Below are 15202 nucleotides of genomic sequence, written 5' to 3' on the forward strand. Positions count from 1 at the left end.
CAAAAGCCAGGCCACGAGTACCAGCCCGATCACCACGACCACGGCATAGGCGGGCGGATGCTGCTCCAGCCAGCCGATGGCGACTGCCATGTCCTGCGTCATGCACACTCCCTGAACGGCCGCCAAGGGCCAAAAAAACACATTCCGACCAAACAGCACGCACCGTGTTCCCCAGACGCGTCCCGCATCACGGCCGCCAGCCCCGTCGCGACAGGGGGATCGGCTACAATCCTGCGATTCCGTCTTTCAGTTCGCATTGCATCCGATGACCCCCAACGACAAGAAGACCGACACCGCAGCCGTCGCGCCGAGCAACTTCATCCGCAGCATCATCGACGAGGACAACCGCTCGGGCAAATGGGGCGGCCGCGTCGAGACGCGCTTCCCGCCCGAGCCCAACGGCTACCTGCACTACGGCCACGCCAAGTCGATCTGCCTGAACTTCGGTCTCGCCGAAGCCTATGGCGGCGTCTGCCACATGCGCTTCGACGACACCAACCCCGAGAAGGAAGAGCAGGAGTACGTCGATGCCATCCTCGAGGCGGTGAAGTGGCTCGGCTTCGAGTGGGGCGAACACCTATACTTCGCCTCCGACTATTTCGACCGCATGCATGCCTGCGCGGTCAGCCTGATCAAGGCCGGCAAGGCCTATGTCGACTCGCAGTCGGCCGAGGAAATGCGCGCCAACCGCGGCACGCTGACCGAGCCGGGCAAAGACAGCCCGTATCGCAATCGCAGCGTCGAGGAGAACCTCGACCTCTTCGCCCGCATGCGCGCCGGCGAGTTCGCCGAGGGCACGCACATCCTGCGCGCCAGGATCGACATGGCGAGCCCCAACATCAACCTGCGCGACCCGGCCATTTACCGCATCCGCCACGCTGCGCACCATCGCACCGGCGACGCCTGGTGCATCTACCCGATGTACACCTTCGCCCATCCGATCGAGGATGCGATCGAGAACATCACCCACTCGGTGTGCACGCTGGAGTTCGAGGACCAGCGTCCGTTCTACGACTGGCTGCTGGATGCGCTCGCCACCGAGGGGCACTTCCCGCGCCCGCTGCCGCAGCAGATCGAGTTCGCCCGCCTCAACCTCACCTACGTGGTGCTCTCCAAGCGCAAGCTGATCCAGCTCGTCAACGAAGGCCACGTCGCCGGCTGGGACGACCCGCGCCTGCCCACCCTCGTCGGCGCCCGCCGCCGTGGCTTCACCGCCGCCGGCTTCCGCCGCTTTGCCGAACGCATCGGCGTCTCCAAGGCCGACTCGTGGATCGACATGAGCGTGCTGGAAGAATGCATGCGCGACGACCTCAACGAGGCCGCCGAACGCCGGGTCGCAGTGCTCGACCCGTTGAAGCTCGTCATCACCAACTACGCCGAAGGCACCACCGAGCTGTGCCAGGCGCCCAACCATCCGCTCAAGCCCGAACTGGGCAAGCGCGACATGCCCTTCGGCCGCGAGCTGTGGATCGAGCGCGAGGACTTCATGGAGGAGCCGGTCAAGGGCTTCCACCGCCTCTACCCGGGCAACATGGTGCGGCTGCGCTACGGCTTCGTGGTGAAATGCACCGGCTGCGAGAAGGATGCTGCGGGCAACATCACCGCGGTGCTCGCCGAATACATGCCCGACTCCAAGTCCGGCACCCCCGGCGCCGACAACTACAAGGTCAAGGGCAACCTGCACTGGGTGTCGGTGGCGCACGGCTACGAGGCTGAGGTCCGCATCTACGACCGCCTCTTCGCCCATCCTCACCCCGGCCAGCGCCGCGAGGGCGACGCGCCGGACACCGAGCGCGACTTCCTCAACGACATCAACCCGGACAGCAAGCGCGTCATCACCGCCTACCTCGAGCCCGCGCTCAAGGACGCCCGCGCCGAGGACCGGTTCCAGTTCGAACGCCACGGCTACTTCGTCGCCGACCGCGTGGACTCGAAACCCGGCGCGCCGGTGTTCAACCGCACGGTCACGCTGAAGGATTCGTGGGCCAAGGGCGGGAAGTAAGTCAGGTCGGAAAGGAGAGCGAGGATGGCAACGAAGGGTTCGACCGATACGATAGCCGCCTCGCTCGTGCGCCGTTGCAGCCGCCCTGCTCGGGTCCAGGAGCATGCTTTTGCCACTCTCGGCACGAGGATCCCGCCGGTACCGTGCGGGGTATTCCTTCTGCAGGCTGCGGAACTCGCCCTTCGGGCTCGGACAGTCCTCGCCTGCGCCAGGAACACCCCGCACCGCCCCTGCCCGCGCTTCCGGGTTTCGTCGGCCCAGCACAACCTCCTGTCGGCGTCCCCCCTGAGTTTCGGACGGCGCAAGCGGTTCCGGGATGCGTACGTGGTGTTCGTGGAGAGGCGAGGACTGTCCGAGCGAAGCGAGTTCCGCAGCCTCGTAAGGAACATCACGTACGCATCCCGCGCACAAGCCTGAGGCATCACCACAATGAGCGTCCCGAAGTACCACGAACTCATTCGCCCCCTGCTCGATCTCGTCGCCGATGGACGTCCTCGCAACCTGCGAGAAGCGTCGCAAGAGCTTGCAGAGCAACTGCAACTTACCGACGACGACCTGGCTGAAACCCTCCCCAGCGGCTACCCGCGATACCTGAACCGCGTCGGCTGGGCGAAAAGCGATCTCAATAAGACAGGTCTCATCGAGAGCTGTGGTCGCGGCTTGTTCCGGATCTCGGCAAAAGGTCGTGCTGCGCTCCCTGAACTCCCGGGCCAACTCGATCGAAAGTACTTCGAGGCCCGCGGGATGGGGAGTTGGAAAGCCGTCATAGCTCAGAATGCGCCCGATGCAGCACCAGAAGCACGCGCCGACGAGACCCTGACCCCGGAAGAGCAGATCGACGAAACGCTGACTGAACTCCAGGACACGCTTGAACAGGAGGTCCTCGCGCAGCTTCGGTCAATCAGCCCGGCGAGCTTCGAGCGCTTCGTCGTGCGTCTGCTGGCGGCCATGGGTTATGGCGTCGGTGAAGTGACGGGCCGTTCCGGAGACGGTGGAATCGATGGCGTGATCTACGAGGACCGGCTGAAACTGGACCGGATATATTTGCAGGCGAAGCGTTGGGCCGATGCGCCGGTCGGTGGGCCGGAGATCAACGGTTTCCTCGGTGCCTTGGCCAAACATGGTGCCGATCGCGGGGTGTTCGTGACCACCAGTAGATTCACTCAAGACGCCAGACGAGCGGCAGAGCTTCCGCATCTGCGACTCGTCCTCATCGATGGAGAGGAGCTTGCCCGGCTCGCTGTGGAACACAACGTCGGCGTGTCGATCAAGCGCAAGATCGAATTGAAACGCCTGGACACAGACTTCTTCGACGACCTCTGATACCGCTCCGCCATGAAAACCCTCCGCCGCCTGGTTCCTCTCATGATCGCGATCGCACTCATCGGCGCGGCAGGCTGGTGGCTCACCCGTCCGAAGCCGGTTGCGGTCGTGGTGCATGAGGTCGGCCGCGGACTGGTCGAGGCGACGCTGTCGAACACCCGCGCCGGCGAGATCGAAGCCTGCCAGCGCACCAAGATGGCGACCATCGTGGGCGGGCGCATCGATTACCTGGGGGTGAAGGAAGGCGACCGGGTCGAGGCCGGGCAGGTGCTGATGCGGCTGTGGCATGGCGATCTGGACGCGCGCCTGGCGATCAACCAGGCGCAGCGCGCCACCGCGCGCCAGCGCGTGCAGGAGGCCTGCACCGTGGCCGACAACGCCGAACGCGAGGCCGCGCGCCAGGCGCAGCTCGTCAAGCGCGGCTTCGTGTCCGCCAGCGCCGAGGAGAAGGCCCGCACCGAGGCCCGCGCGCGCCGCGCGGCCTGCGACACCGCGCGTGCGGATGTCGCCACCGCGCAGGCCCAGCTCACCGCCACCGAGACCGAGCGCCAGCGCCTGGTGCTGGTCGCGCCCTTTGCCGGCACCGTGGCCAAGATCAGCGGCGAACTGGGCGAGATCTCCATCCCCTCCCCGCCCGGCGTGCCGACGCCGCCGGCCATCGACCTGATCGACGACTCTTGCCTGTACGTGAAGGCGCCGATGGACGAGATCGACGCACCCAAGATCCGCCCCGGCCAACCGGTGCGCATCACCCTGGAGGCGATGGCGGGCACGGTGTTCGAAGGCCGGGTCAAGCGCGTCGCGCCCTACATCACCGCGGTCGAGAAGCAGGCCCGCACCGTCGAGGTGGACGTCGACTTCGCACGCCCGGACGAGGCCCGTGGCATGCTGGTCGGCTACAGCGCGGACGTCGAGATCGTGCTCGACACCCGGCCGGACGTGCTGCGCATCCCGACCGCCGCGCTGCGCGAAGGCCGGCGCGTGCTGGTCGAGCAGAACGGCGTGCTGGTCGAGCGCAGCCTGCGCACCGGCCTGTCGAACTGGGAACAGACCGAGGTCGTCGAGGGCCTGCAGGCCGGCGAGCGCATCGTCACCTCGCTCGAGCGCACGGGCGTTGCGCCCGGCGCACGCGTCAGCGTCGAATCCGTCACCCGCTAGCGCACAGCCACCGGATCGCGGGCAGACATGGCGCAGATCGAGCTCGACGGCATCAACCGCATCTTCCAGCTGGGCGACAGCCAGGTGCATGCGCTGTGCGATGTGTCCTTGCGCATCGAGGCCGGCGAGTACGTCGCCGTGATGGGGCCTTCCGGCTCGGGCAAATCCACGCTGCTGAACCTGCTCGGCCTGCTCGACCGCCCCAACAGCGGCCACTACCGGCTGGAAGGGCGCGACGTCACCACGCTCTCCGCCGACGAGCAGGCCGCGGTACGCAGCGCCCGCATCGGCTTCGTGTTCCAGAGCTTCCACCTCGTGCCGCGGCTCACCGCGGCCGAGAACATCGCCCTGCCGCTGATGCTCGCCGGGATGCCGGCCCACGAACGCAACGACCGCGTGGGGCAGGCGCTGAAGGACTTCGGCCTCGGGGCACGCGCCAACCATCGGCCGGACGAGCTCTCGGGCGGACAGCGCCAGCGCGTGGCGATCGCGCGCGCGACCATCATGCGGCCCGCGATGCTGCTGGCCGACGAACCCACCGGCAACCTCGACCGCACGACCGGCCAGGAGGTCACGGCCCTGCTCGAGGCGCTGAACGCCGCCGGCATGACCCTGATCGTGGTCACCCACGACCCGACCATGGGCGAGCGCGCCCGCCGCCGGGTGCTGATGGAAGACGGCGCCATTCGCCAGGACGTGCGCCGCGCCCCGGAACCGGCATGAGCCCGGCCGACACGCTACGCTTCGCCAGCCGCGCCGCGCTCGGCTACCCGCTGCGCACTGCGCTGATGGTGCTGGCGATGTCGATCGGCGTGGCGGCGGTGGTGATGCTCACGGCGCTCGGCGACGGCGCCCGCCGCTACGTCGTCGAGGAGTTCTCCGCGCTCGGCGCCAACCTGCTGATCGTGCTACCGGGCCGCACCGAGACCGGCGGCGTCAATCCGGGCAGCTTCGTCAGCAGCACGCCGCGCGATCTCACCAACGACGATGCCGCGGCCCTGCTGCGCGTGCCGCTGGTGCAGCGCGTCGCACCGCTCACCGTGGGCAACTCCGAGATCTCGGTCGGCGGTCGCCTGCGCGAGGTCATGGTGGTCGGCACCACTGCCGACTACCTCGACATCCGCGGTTTCGGCGTGGCCGGCGGCCAGTTCCTGCCGCGCGAGGACTTCGGTCGCGCCACGGCGGTGGCGGTGATCGGCGAGACGATCCGGGCCGAGCTGTTCGGCAACCAGAACGCCATCGGTCGCATGATCCGCCTCGGCGATCGCCGCCTGCGCGTGATCGGCATCATGGGGCCGGCAGGCCGCGGGCTGGGCATGAACTCCGACGAGCTGGTGCTGGTGCCGGTCGCCACCGCACAGGCGATGTTCAACACCAACGCCCTGTTCCGCATCATGGTCGAGACCCGTGGCCGCGAGGCGCTGGCGCCGGCCCAGCGCCAGGTGGAGGACCTGCTGCGCGCCCGGCGCGACGGCGAGCTCGACTTCACCGTCATCACCCAGGACGCGGTGCTCGGCACCTTCGACCGCATCCTCGGTGCGCTGACGCTGGGTGTCGCCGGCATCGCCGCGATCAGCCTGGCGGTGGCCGGCATCCTGGTCATGAACGTGATGCTGGTGGCCGTCACCCAGCGCACCGGCGAAATCGGTCTGCTGAAGGCGCTCGGTGCCAGCGCACGCGCAATCCGTCTCGCCTTCCTCGCCGAGGCCGGGCTGCTGTCGCTGGCCGGCGCGCTGACCGGGTTCGCGCTCGGTCACGCGGGTGCGTGGGCCATACGGCTGGCCTTTCCCGCCCTGCCGGCATGGCCGCCCGACTGGGCCGTGGCCGCGGCGGTGGGCACGGCGCTCGCCACCGGGCTGCTGTTCGGGGTGATGCCCGCACGCCGCGCGGCTGCACTGGATCCGGTGCAGGCGCTGATGAAGCGGTGAGCGCGATGCGCTGGATCGACTTCCTGCACCTCGCCCTGCGCTCGGTCACCGCGCACCGCATGCGCAGCGGCCTGACGCTCGGCGGTATCGCCGTCGGCATCGCCGCGGTGATCCTGCTGACCTCGATCGGCGAGGGCCTGCATCGCTTCGTGCTGCAGGAGTTCGGCCAGTTCGGCACCAACGTCATCGAGATCAACCCCGGCCGCCAGGGCCCCCGCGGCGGCCCGCCCGGCCTGCCGTCCACCGCGCGCGACCTCACCCTCGACGACGTCGCCGCCCTGGCCCGCCTGCCGCATGTGCGCCACGTCACCGGCAACGTCAGCGGCAACGCCGAGGTGCGCGCCAACGGCCGTGTGCGGCGCACGATGGTGCTCGGCGTCGGCCCCGACATGCAAGCGGTGTACGCGATGCGGGTGCGCGTCGGCCAGTTCCTGCCGCCCGACGACAGCGACAGCCCGCGCGCCTTCGTGGTGCTGGGGCCCAAGCTCAAACGCGAGCTGTTCGATGCCGGCAATGCGCTCGGCGAGCGGGTGCAGATCGGCGACGAGCGCTACCGGGTCATCGGCATCATGGAGGAAAAGGGCCAGTTCCTCGGCATCGACCTCGACGACACCGCCTTCATCCCCACCGCACGCGGCCTTGCCCTGTTCAATCGCGATGGCCTGATGGAGATCGGCCTCGACTACGAAGAGAACGTTCCTGCCGCCCGCGTGGTCGAGCTCGTCAAGGGCAGCCTGACCGCCCGCCACGGCCGCGAGGACTTCACCATCCGCACCCAGGAGGACATGCTCGCCACGCTGTCCAACATTCTCGGAATACTCACCGCGGCAGTCGGTGCCCTTGGCGGTATCTCGCTGCTGGTGGGCGGGGTCGGCATCGTCACCATCATGACCATCGCAGTGTCCGAGCGCACCAACGAGATCGGCCTGCTGGTGGCACTCGGGGCGCGCCGGCGGACCATCCTCGGGCTCTTCCTGGGCGAAGCCGTGGTGCTGGCTGCGGCCGGTGGCGCGGTCGGCCTCGCGACCGGCGCCGGACTTGCCCATCTGCTCGGACTGATGGTGCCGGCGCTGCCGGTGAGCACGCCGTGGAGCTTCGTCGTGGCGGCCGAACTGCTGGCCGTGTCGATCGGACTCGCGGCCGGGGTTCTGCCCGCACGCCGCGCAGCCCGCCTGGACCCGGTGGAGGCCCTGCGTGCAGAGTGAGCCTCGCCGCCACACCGCCGCCGTCCGCCTTGCACGGGCGGCGACGCTGGTGCTCGGCCTGCACGCACCCGCCGCCATGGCCGCCCCCGCCCCTTGGTACGTCTGGATCAGCAGGATCGATGGACGCCCGTTCTGCACCCAGTCCGACCCGGGCCCCGGATGGACACGGAGCCGCGGCCCCTATCGCGACAGCCAGTGCCACATGCCGCACGAGACGCAGCCACGGCCGCCCGGTGCCCGCCCGCCAGCCCTTGACGCAGGTCAACCTTCGACCATTTCGCCCGGCGCCCCACGCACCAGCGACTAGACTGGAATCAGTTGGCGTCCGTGAATTTCGTCACAAGCATGCGGCAATAAACGAACTCGCGGACCGTTCTGCACCATTGAAGGAGACTGCCATGAGCATCATCGACTCCCCGATCGGGCGCTGCGAAGCCGTCCACGAGATGGTCCTGCTGGACGAAACGCAACAGGAATGTGCCTGCGAGCACGGATGTCCGCCTGGGTTCGACTGCCCGCTGGCCGGCTACTTCGCCGAGGTCAGCGGACTGAGCGAAGTGGGCGCCGAAGTGATGAAGCATGCGGGCACCTGCATGAAGATTCCAAAGGAACGCGCCCGCATCGCCGCCTGAGGCGGCCCACCGTTTCACCCTGCGCCCGGCTTACGGGGTCGCGCAACGCAAGGCGCGCACCCGTAAGCCGGGCGCAGTCACGTCGGGCGGGTCCGCCTTCGGGAACCTCGCAAGCGTGCGTCCTGTCACTTTCCCACCAACACGAATAATGCGGGCCGGCAACAAAGGCACGCGCCGCTCACAGGGGGAGACGACAGACATGCTGCTCGGGGAATGCGCGCCATGCTGATCAGCATCGGCCTGGTCGCACTGACGATGCTGCTCGCACCCGTGCTGACGCGCTGGCTCGGCGAGCGCGCGGCGTGGGTGCTCGCGCTCGCACCGCTGGTCGTGTTCGGCCACTTCGTGTCGCTGACACCGGAGATCGCCGCGGGCGGCGTCATCATGGAGCACCACGCGTGGGTGCCTGCGCTCGATATCGCCCTCGCCTTCCGCCTGGACGGACTGTCGCTGCTGTTCGCGCTGCTGATCAGCGGCATCGGCACGCTGATCGTGCTCTACGCAGGCAGCTACCTGTCGGACCACCATCACCTCGGCCGCTTCCATGCGTACCTGCTGGGCTTCATGGCGGCCATGCTGGGCATGGTACTGGCGGACGACCTGATCGCGATGTTCGTGTTCTGGGAGCTGACCAGCGTCGCGTCCTTCCTGCTGATCAGCTTCCAGCATGACAAGCCCGAGTCGCGCCGGGCCGCACTGCAGGCGCTGCTGATCACCGGCGGCGGCGGGCTCGCCCTGCTCGCCGGACTCATCCTGCTCGGCAGCGCCGGTGGAGGTTGGCAGTTCTCTGCCCTGTCGGCGAGCGCCCTCGAGGGGCACGCGCTGTATCCGGCGATCCTGCTGCTGGTCCTTGCCGGCGCCTTCACCAAGTCGGCACAACTGCCCTTCCACCTGTGGCTGCCCAACGCCATGGCGGCGCCGACGCCGGTCTCGGCCTATCTGCACTCGGCCACCATGGTGAAGGCCGGGGTCTATCTGCTTGCCCGTCTCAATCCGGTGCTCGGCGGCTCAACGGGCTGGAGCACGATCCTGATCATCATCGGCGCCGCCACGGCGCTGGTGGGTGCGGTGCTGGCGATCCGCCAGACCGACCTGAAGCGGGTACTCGCCTACACGACCGTGACCGTGCTCGGCCAGTTGACCATGCTGCTCGGGACGAACACCCGCTACGGGCTGCAGGCCTTCGCCATCTATCTCGTGGCGCATGCCCTCTACAAGGCGGCGCTGTTCATGGCGGTCGGCGCCGTCGACCACGCCACCGGCACACGCCAGATCTCGCGCCTGGGCGGCCTGATCCGCTACATGCCGCTCACCGGCTTCGCTGTGGCGCTGGCAGCCTTCTCGAACGCCGGCCTGCCGCCCTTCTTCGGCTTCATCGCCAAGGAGTTCAAGTACGCCGGCCTCATCGAGCTGGGCGTGGCCGGCTGGATCACCATCGCGGTCATGATCCTCACCAACGCCTTGCTCCTCGCCGCCGCCGGTCTCGTCTTCGTGCGCACCTTCCTCGACCGCGAGGGGCGCTATCCGCAGCACCCGCACGAGGTCAGCCTGCCGATGTGGATCGGGCCGATGCTGCTCGCCTGCGGCGGCTTCGTCTTCGGTGCGTTCAACAACATCGCCGAGATCTGGCTCATCGACGCCGCGGTTCAGGCCGTGGCGCGCGACGCGGTCAACGTGCGCCTGTACCTGTGGGGCGGACTCACGCCGGCGGTGGTGGCCAGCGTGCTGACGGTGGCTCTGGGCGTTTTCTTCTACCTGCAGCGCACGCGCGTGCGCCGCCGCCTGTCGCTGTGGCGGGTGCTGTGGCGCGTCAGCGGTGACATGCTCTGGGATCGTCTGCTCAAGCGCATCTTCGCCTTCGCCACCCGGATCGCCGACCGCTTCCAGCATGGCTCCCTGCGCCAGCACATCAGCCTGCTGGTGCTGGCGATCGCGGGCTTCACGCTGGTCGGCGTGATCTCCGCGCTCGCCGCCGGCGGCGGCATCCGCTGGCCGATCCCCACCAGCCCGCTGTCCGTCGCCGGCACCGTGGGCTGCGTGCTCGCGGTGGCCGGTGCCGCAGCGGCGGCGGTGATGCGCGGCCGGGTCGCGCTGGTCGCCACGCTGGGCACCAGCGGCCTGGGCCTGGCGCTGTTCTTCCTTGCCGCCAACGCGCCGGACGTCGCCATCACGCAACTGATGGTCGAGACCTTGACGGTGATCTTCCTCGCGCTGGTGCTGCGCAAGCTGCCGCCCCTGTCCGGTGTCGGCTCGCGCAACCCGGCGGCCAAGCGCTTCCATGCGATCGTCGCGGCGGTGCTCGGCACCATCGTCACCGCGCTGCTGCTGGTCTCGATCAGCGAACCGCTGCCCGGCAACATCGCCCGCTGGTACCTCGACAACAGCCTGCCCGCCGGGCACGGGGCCAACGTGGTCAACGTGATCCTGGTCGACTTCCGCGCGCTCGACACGCTGGGCGAGATCCTCGTCGTGGCGCTCGCCGGACTCGCCGCCGCCTCCCTGCTCGGCAGCGGCCGGAAACGGGTGGCGCCGACGTCCCGCGCCGCGTCCGCCGCGGGCAGCACCGAGTTCGGCTCGGTGCTGCTGCGACATGGACTGAAGCCGCTGTCCGCCTTGCTGCTGCTGATGTCGCTTGTGCTGCTGTGGCGCGGCCACAACCTGCCCGGCGGCGGCTTCATCGGCGGGCTGGTCGCGGCCTGCGCGGTCGTGCTGCTGGCGCTGGGCGACGGCGCGGAGCAGGCGCGCCGGATGCTGCGCGTACCGCCCGCCATCATCGCTGCCATCGGGCTGACGGTGGCCGCTGGCGCCGGCGTCATCGGTCTGCTGCGGGGCGAGGCCTTCCTAACCGGTAGCTGGATCTTCCCCGGCGGCCTGCCGCTGGGCTCGCCGCTGCTGTTCGATGCCGGCGTGTTCCTGACCGTGCTCGGCGCCGTGCTGCACATGCTGCTGCGCCTGGTCGAACGCGAGCAGGCGGACGACGTGATGCGCCAGGGGGCCGCAAGCCGGCCCACGGAGGGCTGACATGGAAATCGTCGCATCGGTCACGGCCGGCCTGCTCGTCGCCATCGGCATCTGGATGCTGCTCGACCGCAGCCTGCTGCGCGTGGTGCTCGGCGTCGTCGTGCTGGGCAATGGCGTCAACCTCGCCGTGGTACTGGGCGGACGGCTGGGCGGCAGTGTCGCCGCCTTCGTCGATGGGGGCTTCAGCGCCGGCATCGGCGGCGTCATGGTCAATCCACTGCCACAGGCCCTCGTGCTGACGGCGATCGTGATCGGCTTCGCGCTGTTCGTCTTCGCCCTCGCGGTACTCAAGCGCACCTGGGAACTGCACGGCAACATCGAGACCGACCGCATCACCGCGGTGGCCGAGGAGCCGGCGCCCGACCTGCCGGACGAGCCTCTGCCCGCGACGGAATCACACGAGGCGCGCCGATGAACGCCCTGCTCGTCTCGCCCTTGCTGATTCCCCTCGCCACGCTGGTGCTGTGCCTGCTCGCGCGGCGCTCGCCGAGGCTGGTCGGCGCGCTCAGCCTGCTGGGCAGCGCCGCGCTCACCGCGGCGGGGCTGGCGCTGGTCAGCATCGCCGCCGACGGCGAGATCATCGCCGGCCAGGCGGGCGGCTGGGCCGCCCCCTACGGCATCACCCTGGTCATCGACCGGCTGTCGGCGGTCATGGTCGCCATCACCGGCATCGTCGGCCTCGCCACCGTCCTCGTGGCGCAGGCGCGCGACACCGACCCCGCGCGCGGACGCGACTTCCACCCGCTGCTGCACGGTCTGCTGGTCGGCGTGTGCGGCGCCTTCATCACCGGGGACGTGTTCAACCTCTACGTGTGGTTCGAGGTGCTGCTGGTCGGCTCCTTCGCGCTGATCGTGCTCGGCGGCGGCCGCCGGCGCCTGTCGGGCACCGTCGTGTATGTGGTGCTGAACCTGGTCGCGACGATGATGTTCCTTCTCGCCGCCGGCCTGCTCTACGGCGCCAGCGGCAGCCTGAACATGGCCGAACTCGCGCACCTGTTCGCCTCCGGCGAGGTGCCGGCCACCGCCAACGCCGCGGTCGGGCTGATGCTGGTGGCGTTCTCGATCAAGGCCGCGCTGTTCCCGGTGTTCGGCTGGCTGCCGGCCTCCTATCACCTCGCCTGGACGCCAATCTCGGCGCTGTTCGCCGGCCTGCTGACCAAGGTCGGCGTGTATGCGCTGATCCGACTCGTGACGCTGCTGTGGCCCGACTCCGGCATCGCCCACGAGGTGCTGCTGTGGGTCGCGTGCGCGACCATGCTGATCGGCGTGCTCGGCGCGGCGGCACAGACCGAGGTGCGCCGCATCCTGTCCTTCCACATCGTCAGCCAGGTCGGCTACATGATCCTCGGCCTCGCGCTCGCCACGCCACTGGCGCTGGCCGGCGCAGTGTTCTACCTGATCCACCACATCGTGGTGAAGGCCAACCTGTTCTTCATCGGCGGCATCGCGGCGCGCCTGACGGGCGCCGAGCGCCTGGCCGCGATGGGCGGCCTGTATGCGCACGCACCGTGGCTGGCGATCCTGTTCGCGATACCGGCGCTATCGCTCGCCGGCATTCCGCCGCTGTCGGGTTTCTGGGCCAAGTTCGTGCTGGTGAAGGCCAGCCTCGACGCGAGCGCCTGGATTGCCACCACCGTGGCGCTGCTCACCGGCATCTTCACCCTGCTGTCGATGAGCAAGATCTGGAACGAGGCCTTCCTGAAACCCCACCCCGGGGGCGAGGGCGCGCTGCGCCGCGTGGCGGGCCTGCGGCCGGCCCTGTGGGCGATTTCGGCACTGGCGGCGATGACCGTGGCGATTGGCCTGCTGGCCGGCCCCGTGATGGACTACGCCAGTGCCGCCGCCGAGCAGCTGGCCGCGCCGCAGGGCTACATCGACGCCGTGCTGGGCACGCCGGCCCGTTAGCGGAGGACACCATGCTCGGACTTCACATCCTCGTCGCCATCGGCCTCGCCGCCTTCGCCAAGACCCTGACGCCGCTCGGTGTGCTCGCGGCCTTCGCGCTGGTGCATCTCGCGCTGCGCCTTGGCGCCGACCTGCTCGGGCTGCGCCGCTACGTGCGCCGGCTGGAGCTGGGCGTGCTGTTCGGCGGGTGGTTCGCGCTGGAGGTGATCAAGGCGAGCCTCGACGTCGCGCGCATCGTGCTCGCGCCACGCGTCGATCCACAACCGGCCGTGGTCGCGCTGCAGCTGCGCGAACCGGACGAACGCATCGCCACGCTGCTCGGCTGCCTGCTGACACTGACGCCCGGCACCCTGGCGCTCGACTACGCGGCCGACACCGGTACGATGTTCATCCACGCCATCGATGCACAGGATGCGGACGACATCCGCGATGGCGTGCGCGATATCGAATCGCGCCTGCTTGCCTGGCTGCACGCGGGCGATCCGGCCCGGACACCTGTGGGAGGAAGCGAAGCATGAATGTCGAATTCGCCGGAGCCGGCTGGGTGCTGCCGCTGGTGTTCGCGCTGCAGGGCCTGTCCGCAGCGCTGATCGTGGTCCGCCTGCTGCGCGGGCCGCGCGCCACCGACCGCGTGGTCGCCATCGACGCGCTGACCCTGCTGGGCATCGGCGTGGTCGCGCTGATCGCGCTCACCACCGCGCAACCGGTGCTGCTGGACGCCGCGGTGGTGCTGGCGCTGGTGTCCTTCCTCGGCACCGCTGCCTACATGCTGATGTTCCGCCGCCACGGCCGCACGCCGGAGACGGCCGGCGAGGACGACGGCGGGGAGCGCGCATCGTGAGCGGCGGCGTGCTGCCCTGGCTGGCGTCGGCGCTATTGCTGGCGGGCGCGCTGATCGGACTGGTCGGCGCCATCGGCGTGCTGCGCCTGCCCGACAGCTACACGCGCATGCATGCAGCGAGCAAGGCCGGTGCGCTCGGCGCCGTACTGGTGCTGGCCGGCGTCGCCGCGGCGAGCGAAGGCGCGGTGTCGCTGGAGGCCCTGTTCGCGATCGCCGTACTGCTGGCGACCACCCCACTGGCCGCGCACGCGGTGTCGCGCGCCGCCTACCGCGCCGGCATCCTGCCGCGCACCGGGCCGGTGGGCGACGCGATGGCGCAGGCCGGGGCCAGCGATCAGAAGGATTCGTCCTCGCGCAGATAGCGCCACTGACCAAGTGGCAGGTCGCCCAGCTTGACCTTGCCGATACGCACGCGCTTGAGGCCCACGACCTTCAGCCCCACGAGCTCGCACATGCGCCGGATCTGGCGCTTGCGGCCTTCGCGCAGCTGAAAGCGCAGCTGGTCGTCATTGATCCACTCGACCTTGGCCGGGCGCAGCGTCACGCCGTCCAGCTCGAGGCCATGGTTGAGCAAGGCCAGTCCGTCGGGCTGCAGCGCGCCCTCGACACGCACCAGGTACTCCTTCTCGACCTTGGAGTCGTCGCCGATCAACTGGCGCGCGACGCGACCATCCTGGGTGAGCACGAGCAGGCCGGTGGAGTCGATGTCGAGCCGCCCGGCCGGCGCGAGGTTCTTCAGCTGGCTCGGATGGAAGCGCTGCGCGGTGTCGCGGTCGAACTGGTTGTCAGCGCCGATCAGGCTCACCGCGGGCGCGTAGCCCGGCTCGGGCTGGCCCGAGACATAGCCGACGGGCTTGTGCAGCAGGATGGTGACGCGCTGGCGCTGCGTGCGGGTCGCCTCGGGCGCCAGATCGATGCGGGCGTCGGGGTCGATGCGGATGCCGAGCTCCGACACCCGCTTGCCGTCGACGAAGACCCATCCGCGCTCGATGAACTCGTCCGCCTCGCGGCGCGAGCAGATGCCGCGCTCGGCCATCACCTTGGACAGGCGTACGCCCTCCGGAGCCGGTGCGGCGCCGTCGGATGCGGGCCGGGCATGCGCGCCCTGCACCGGACGCGGCGCCTGCGCCGGTACAGGCGCCGGCTTGCGGGCCTGCCGTACGGGTTCGGTACGCGAGGCACGCCCC

General features: G+C 69.5%; 14 protein-coding genes. 13 read left to right on the forward strand and 1 reads right to left on the reverse strand.

All coding sequences use genetic code 11. The features are described from left to right. The first annotated feature begins 265 nt into the window (after nt 1-265). From C664_RS19205 to mnhG, 13 genes are all read left to right on the forward strand, one after another. Nucleotides 266-2002, forward strand: a complete 1737-nt coding sequence (locus tag C664_RS19205; RefSeq protein WP_004292768.1) for a glutamine--tRNA ligase/YqeY domain fusion protein — start codon at nt 266-268, stop codon at nt 2000-2002. A gap of 429 nt (nt 2003-2431) precedes the next feature. Further along, nucleotides 2432-3325: a restriction endonuclease gene (locus C664_RS19210; RefSeq protein ID WP_004292770.1), complete on the forward strand. Its 894-nt coding sequence runs from the start codon at nt 2432-2434 to the stop codon at nt 3323-3325. 12 nt (nt 3326-3337) lie between these two features. Then, nucleotides 3338-4483 (forward strand): efflux RND transporter periplasmic adaptor subunit, encoded by a 1146-nt coding sequence (locus tag C664_RS19215; RefSeq protein ID WP_004292771.1) that lies wholly within the window; start codon nt 3338-3340, stop codon nt 4481-4483. 27 nt (nt 4484-4510) lie between these two features. Beyond that, nucleotides 4511-5206 carry an ABC transporter ATP-binding protein gene (locus C664_RS19220; protein ID WP_004292772.1) on the forward strand — a complete coding sequence of 232 codons (696 nt, stop codon included), beginning with the start codon at nt 4511-4513 and terminating at the stop codon, nt 5204-5206. Beyond that, a complete protein-coding gene (locus C664_RS19225) occupies nt 5203-6411 on the forward strand; it encodes an ABC transporter permease (RefSeq protein ID WP_004292773.1) in 1209 nt (402 codons plus the stop codon). Before C664_RS19220 ends, C664_RS19225 begins: the two co-directional genes overlap by 4 nt. A 5-nt stretch (nt 6412-6416) precedes the next feature. Further along, on the forward strand, nt 6417-7616 hold the full coding sequence (locus tag C664_RS19230) for an ABC transporter permease (protein WP_038012533.1): 1200 nt from the start codon (nt 6417-6419) through the stop codon (nt 7614-7616). A 398-nt stretch (nt 7617-8014) separates the two neighbouring features. After that, entirely contained in the window at nt 8015-8248 is a 234-nt protein-coding gene (locus C664_RS19235; protein ID WP_004292775.1) for a hypothetical protein, read from the forward strand. 222 nt (nt 8249-8470) lie between these two features. Continuing rightward, nucleotides 8471-11269, forward strand: a complete 2799-nt coding sequence (mbhE, locus tag C664_RS19240) for a hydrogen gas-evolving membrane-bound hydrogenase subunit E (protein ID WP_004292776.1) — start codon at nt 8471-8473, stop codon at nt 11267-11269. A gap of 1 nt (nt 11270) precedes the next feature. Then, a complete protein-coding gene (locus C664_RS19245; RefSeq protein WP_004292777.1) occupies nt 11271-11684 on the forward strand; it encodes a Na+/H+ antiporter subunit C in 414 nt (137 codons plus the stop codon). Further along, nucleotides 11681-13174, forward strand: a complete 1494-nt coding sequence (locus C664_RS19250; RefSeq protein WP_004292778.1) for a proton-conducting transporter transmembrane domain-containing protein — start codon at nt 11681-11683, stop codon at nt 13172-13174. Before C664_RS19245 ends, C664_RS19250 begins: the two co-directional genes overlap by 4 nt. 11 nt (nt 13175-13185) lie before the next feature. Then, on the forward strand, nt 13186-13692 hold the full coding sequence (locus tag C664_RS19255) for a Na+/H+ antiporter subunit E (protein WP_004292779.1): 507 nt from the start codon (nt 13186-13188) through the stop codon (nt 13690-13692). Then, entirely contained in the window at nt 13689-14015 is a 327-nt protein-coding gene (locus C664_RS19260; RefSeq protein WP_004292780.1) for a monovalent cation/H+ antiporter complex subunit F, read from the forward strand. Before C664_RS19255 ends, C664_RS19260 begins: the two co-directional genes overlap by 4 nt. Next, nucleotides 14012-14377, forward strand: a complete 366-nt coding sequence (gene mnhG, locus C664_RS19265; RefSeq protein ID WP_004292781.1) for a monovalent cation/H(+) antiporter subunit G — start codon at nt 14012-14014, stop codon at nt 14375-14377. Before C664_RS19260 ends, mnhG begins: the two co-directional genes overlap by 4 nt. On the opposite strand, the gene C664_RS19270 is transcribed toward mnhG, so the two are convergent. Beyond that, nucleotides 14350-15202, reverse strand: an 853-nt coding sequence (locus C664_RS19270; RefSeq protein ID WP_004292782.1) for a pseudouridine synthase, incomplete at its 5' end; no start/stop codon positions are given. The genes mnhG and C664_RS19270 overlap by 28 nt on opposite strands.

This window comes from Thauera sp. 63 (genome assembly GCF_000310165.2).
Taxonomy (GTDB): Bacteria; Pseudomonadota; Gammaproteobacteria; order Burkholderiales; family Rhodocyclaceae; genus Thauera; species Thauera humireducens.

Bases quoted from the DNA above. Each gene is read 5' to 3' on its own strand.
- C664_RS19205 (WP_004292768.1), top strand. From the start codon at position 266: ATGACCCCCAACGACAAGAAGACCGACACCGCAGCCGTCGCGCCGAGC.
- C664_RS19210 (WP_004292770.1), top strand. From the start codon at position 2,432: ATGAGCGTCCCGAAGTACCACGAACTCATTCGCCCCCTGCTCGATCTC.
- C664_RS19215 (WP_004292771.1), top strand. From the start codon at position 3,338: ATGAAAACCCTCCGCCGCCTGGTTCCTCTCATGATCGCGATCGCACTC.
- C664_RS19220 (WP_004292772.1), top strand. From the start codon at position 4,511: ATGGCGCAGATCGAGCTCGACGGCATCAACCGCATCTTCCAGCTGGGC.
- C664_RS19225 (WP_004292773.1), top strand. From the start codon at position 5,203: ATGAGCCCGGCCGACACGCTACGCTTCGCCAGCCGCGCCGCGCTCGGC.
- C664_RS19230 (WP_038012533.1), top strand. From the start codon at position 6,417: ATGCGCTGGATCGACTTCCTGCACCTCGCCCTGCGCTCGGTCACCGCG.
- C664_RS19235 (WP_004292775.1), top strand. From the start codon at position 8,015: ATGAGCATCATCGACTCCCCGATCGGGCGCTGCGAAGCCGTCCACGAG.
- mbhE (WP_004292776.1), top strand. From the start codon at position 8,471: ATGCTGATCAGCATCGGCCTGGTCGCACTGACGATGCTGCTCGCACCC.
- C664_RS19245 (WP_004292777.1), top strand. From the start codon at position 11,271: ATGGAAATCGTCGCATCGGTCACGGCCGGCCTGCTCGTCGCCATCGGC.
- C664_RS19250 (WP_004292778.1), top strand. From the start codon at position 11,681: ATGAACGCCCTGCTCGTCTCGCCCTTGCTGATTCCCCTCGCCACGCTG.
- C664_RS19255 (WP_004292779.1), top strand. From the start codon at position 13,186: ATGCTCGGACTTCACATCCTCGTCGCCATCGGCCTCGCCGCCTTCGCC.
- C664_RS19260 (WP_004292780.1), top strand. From the start codon at position 13,689: ATGAATGTCGAATTCGCCGGAGCCGGCTGGGTGCTGCCGCTGGTGTTC.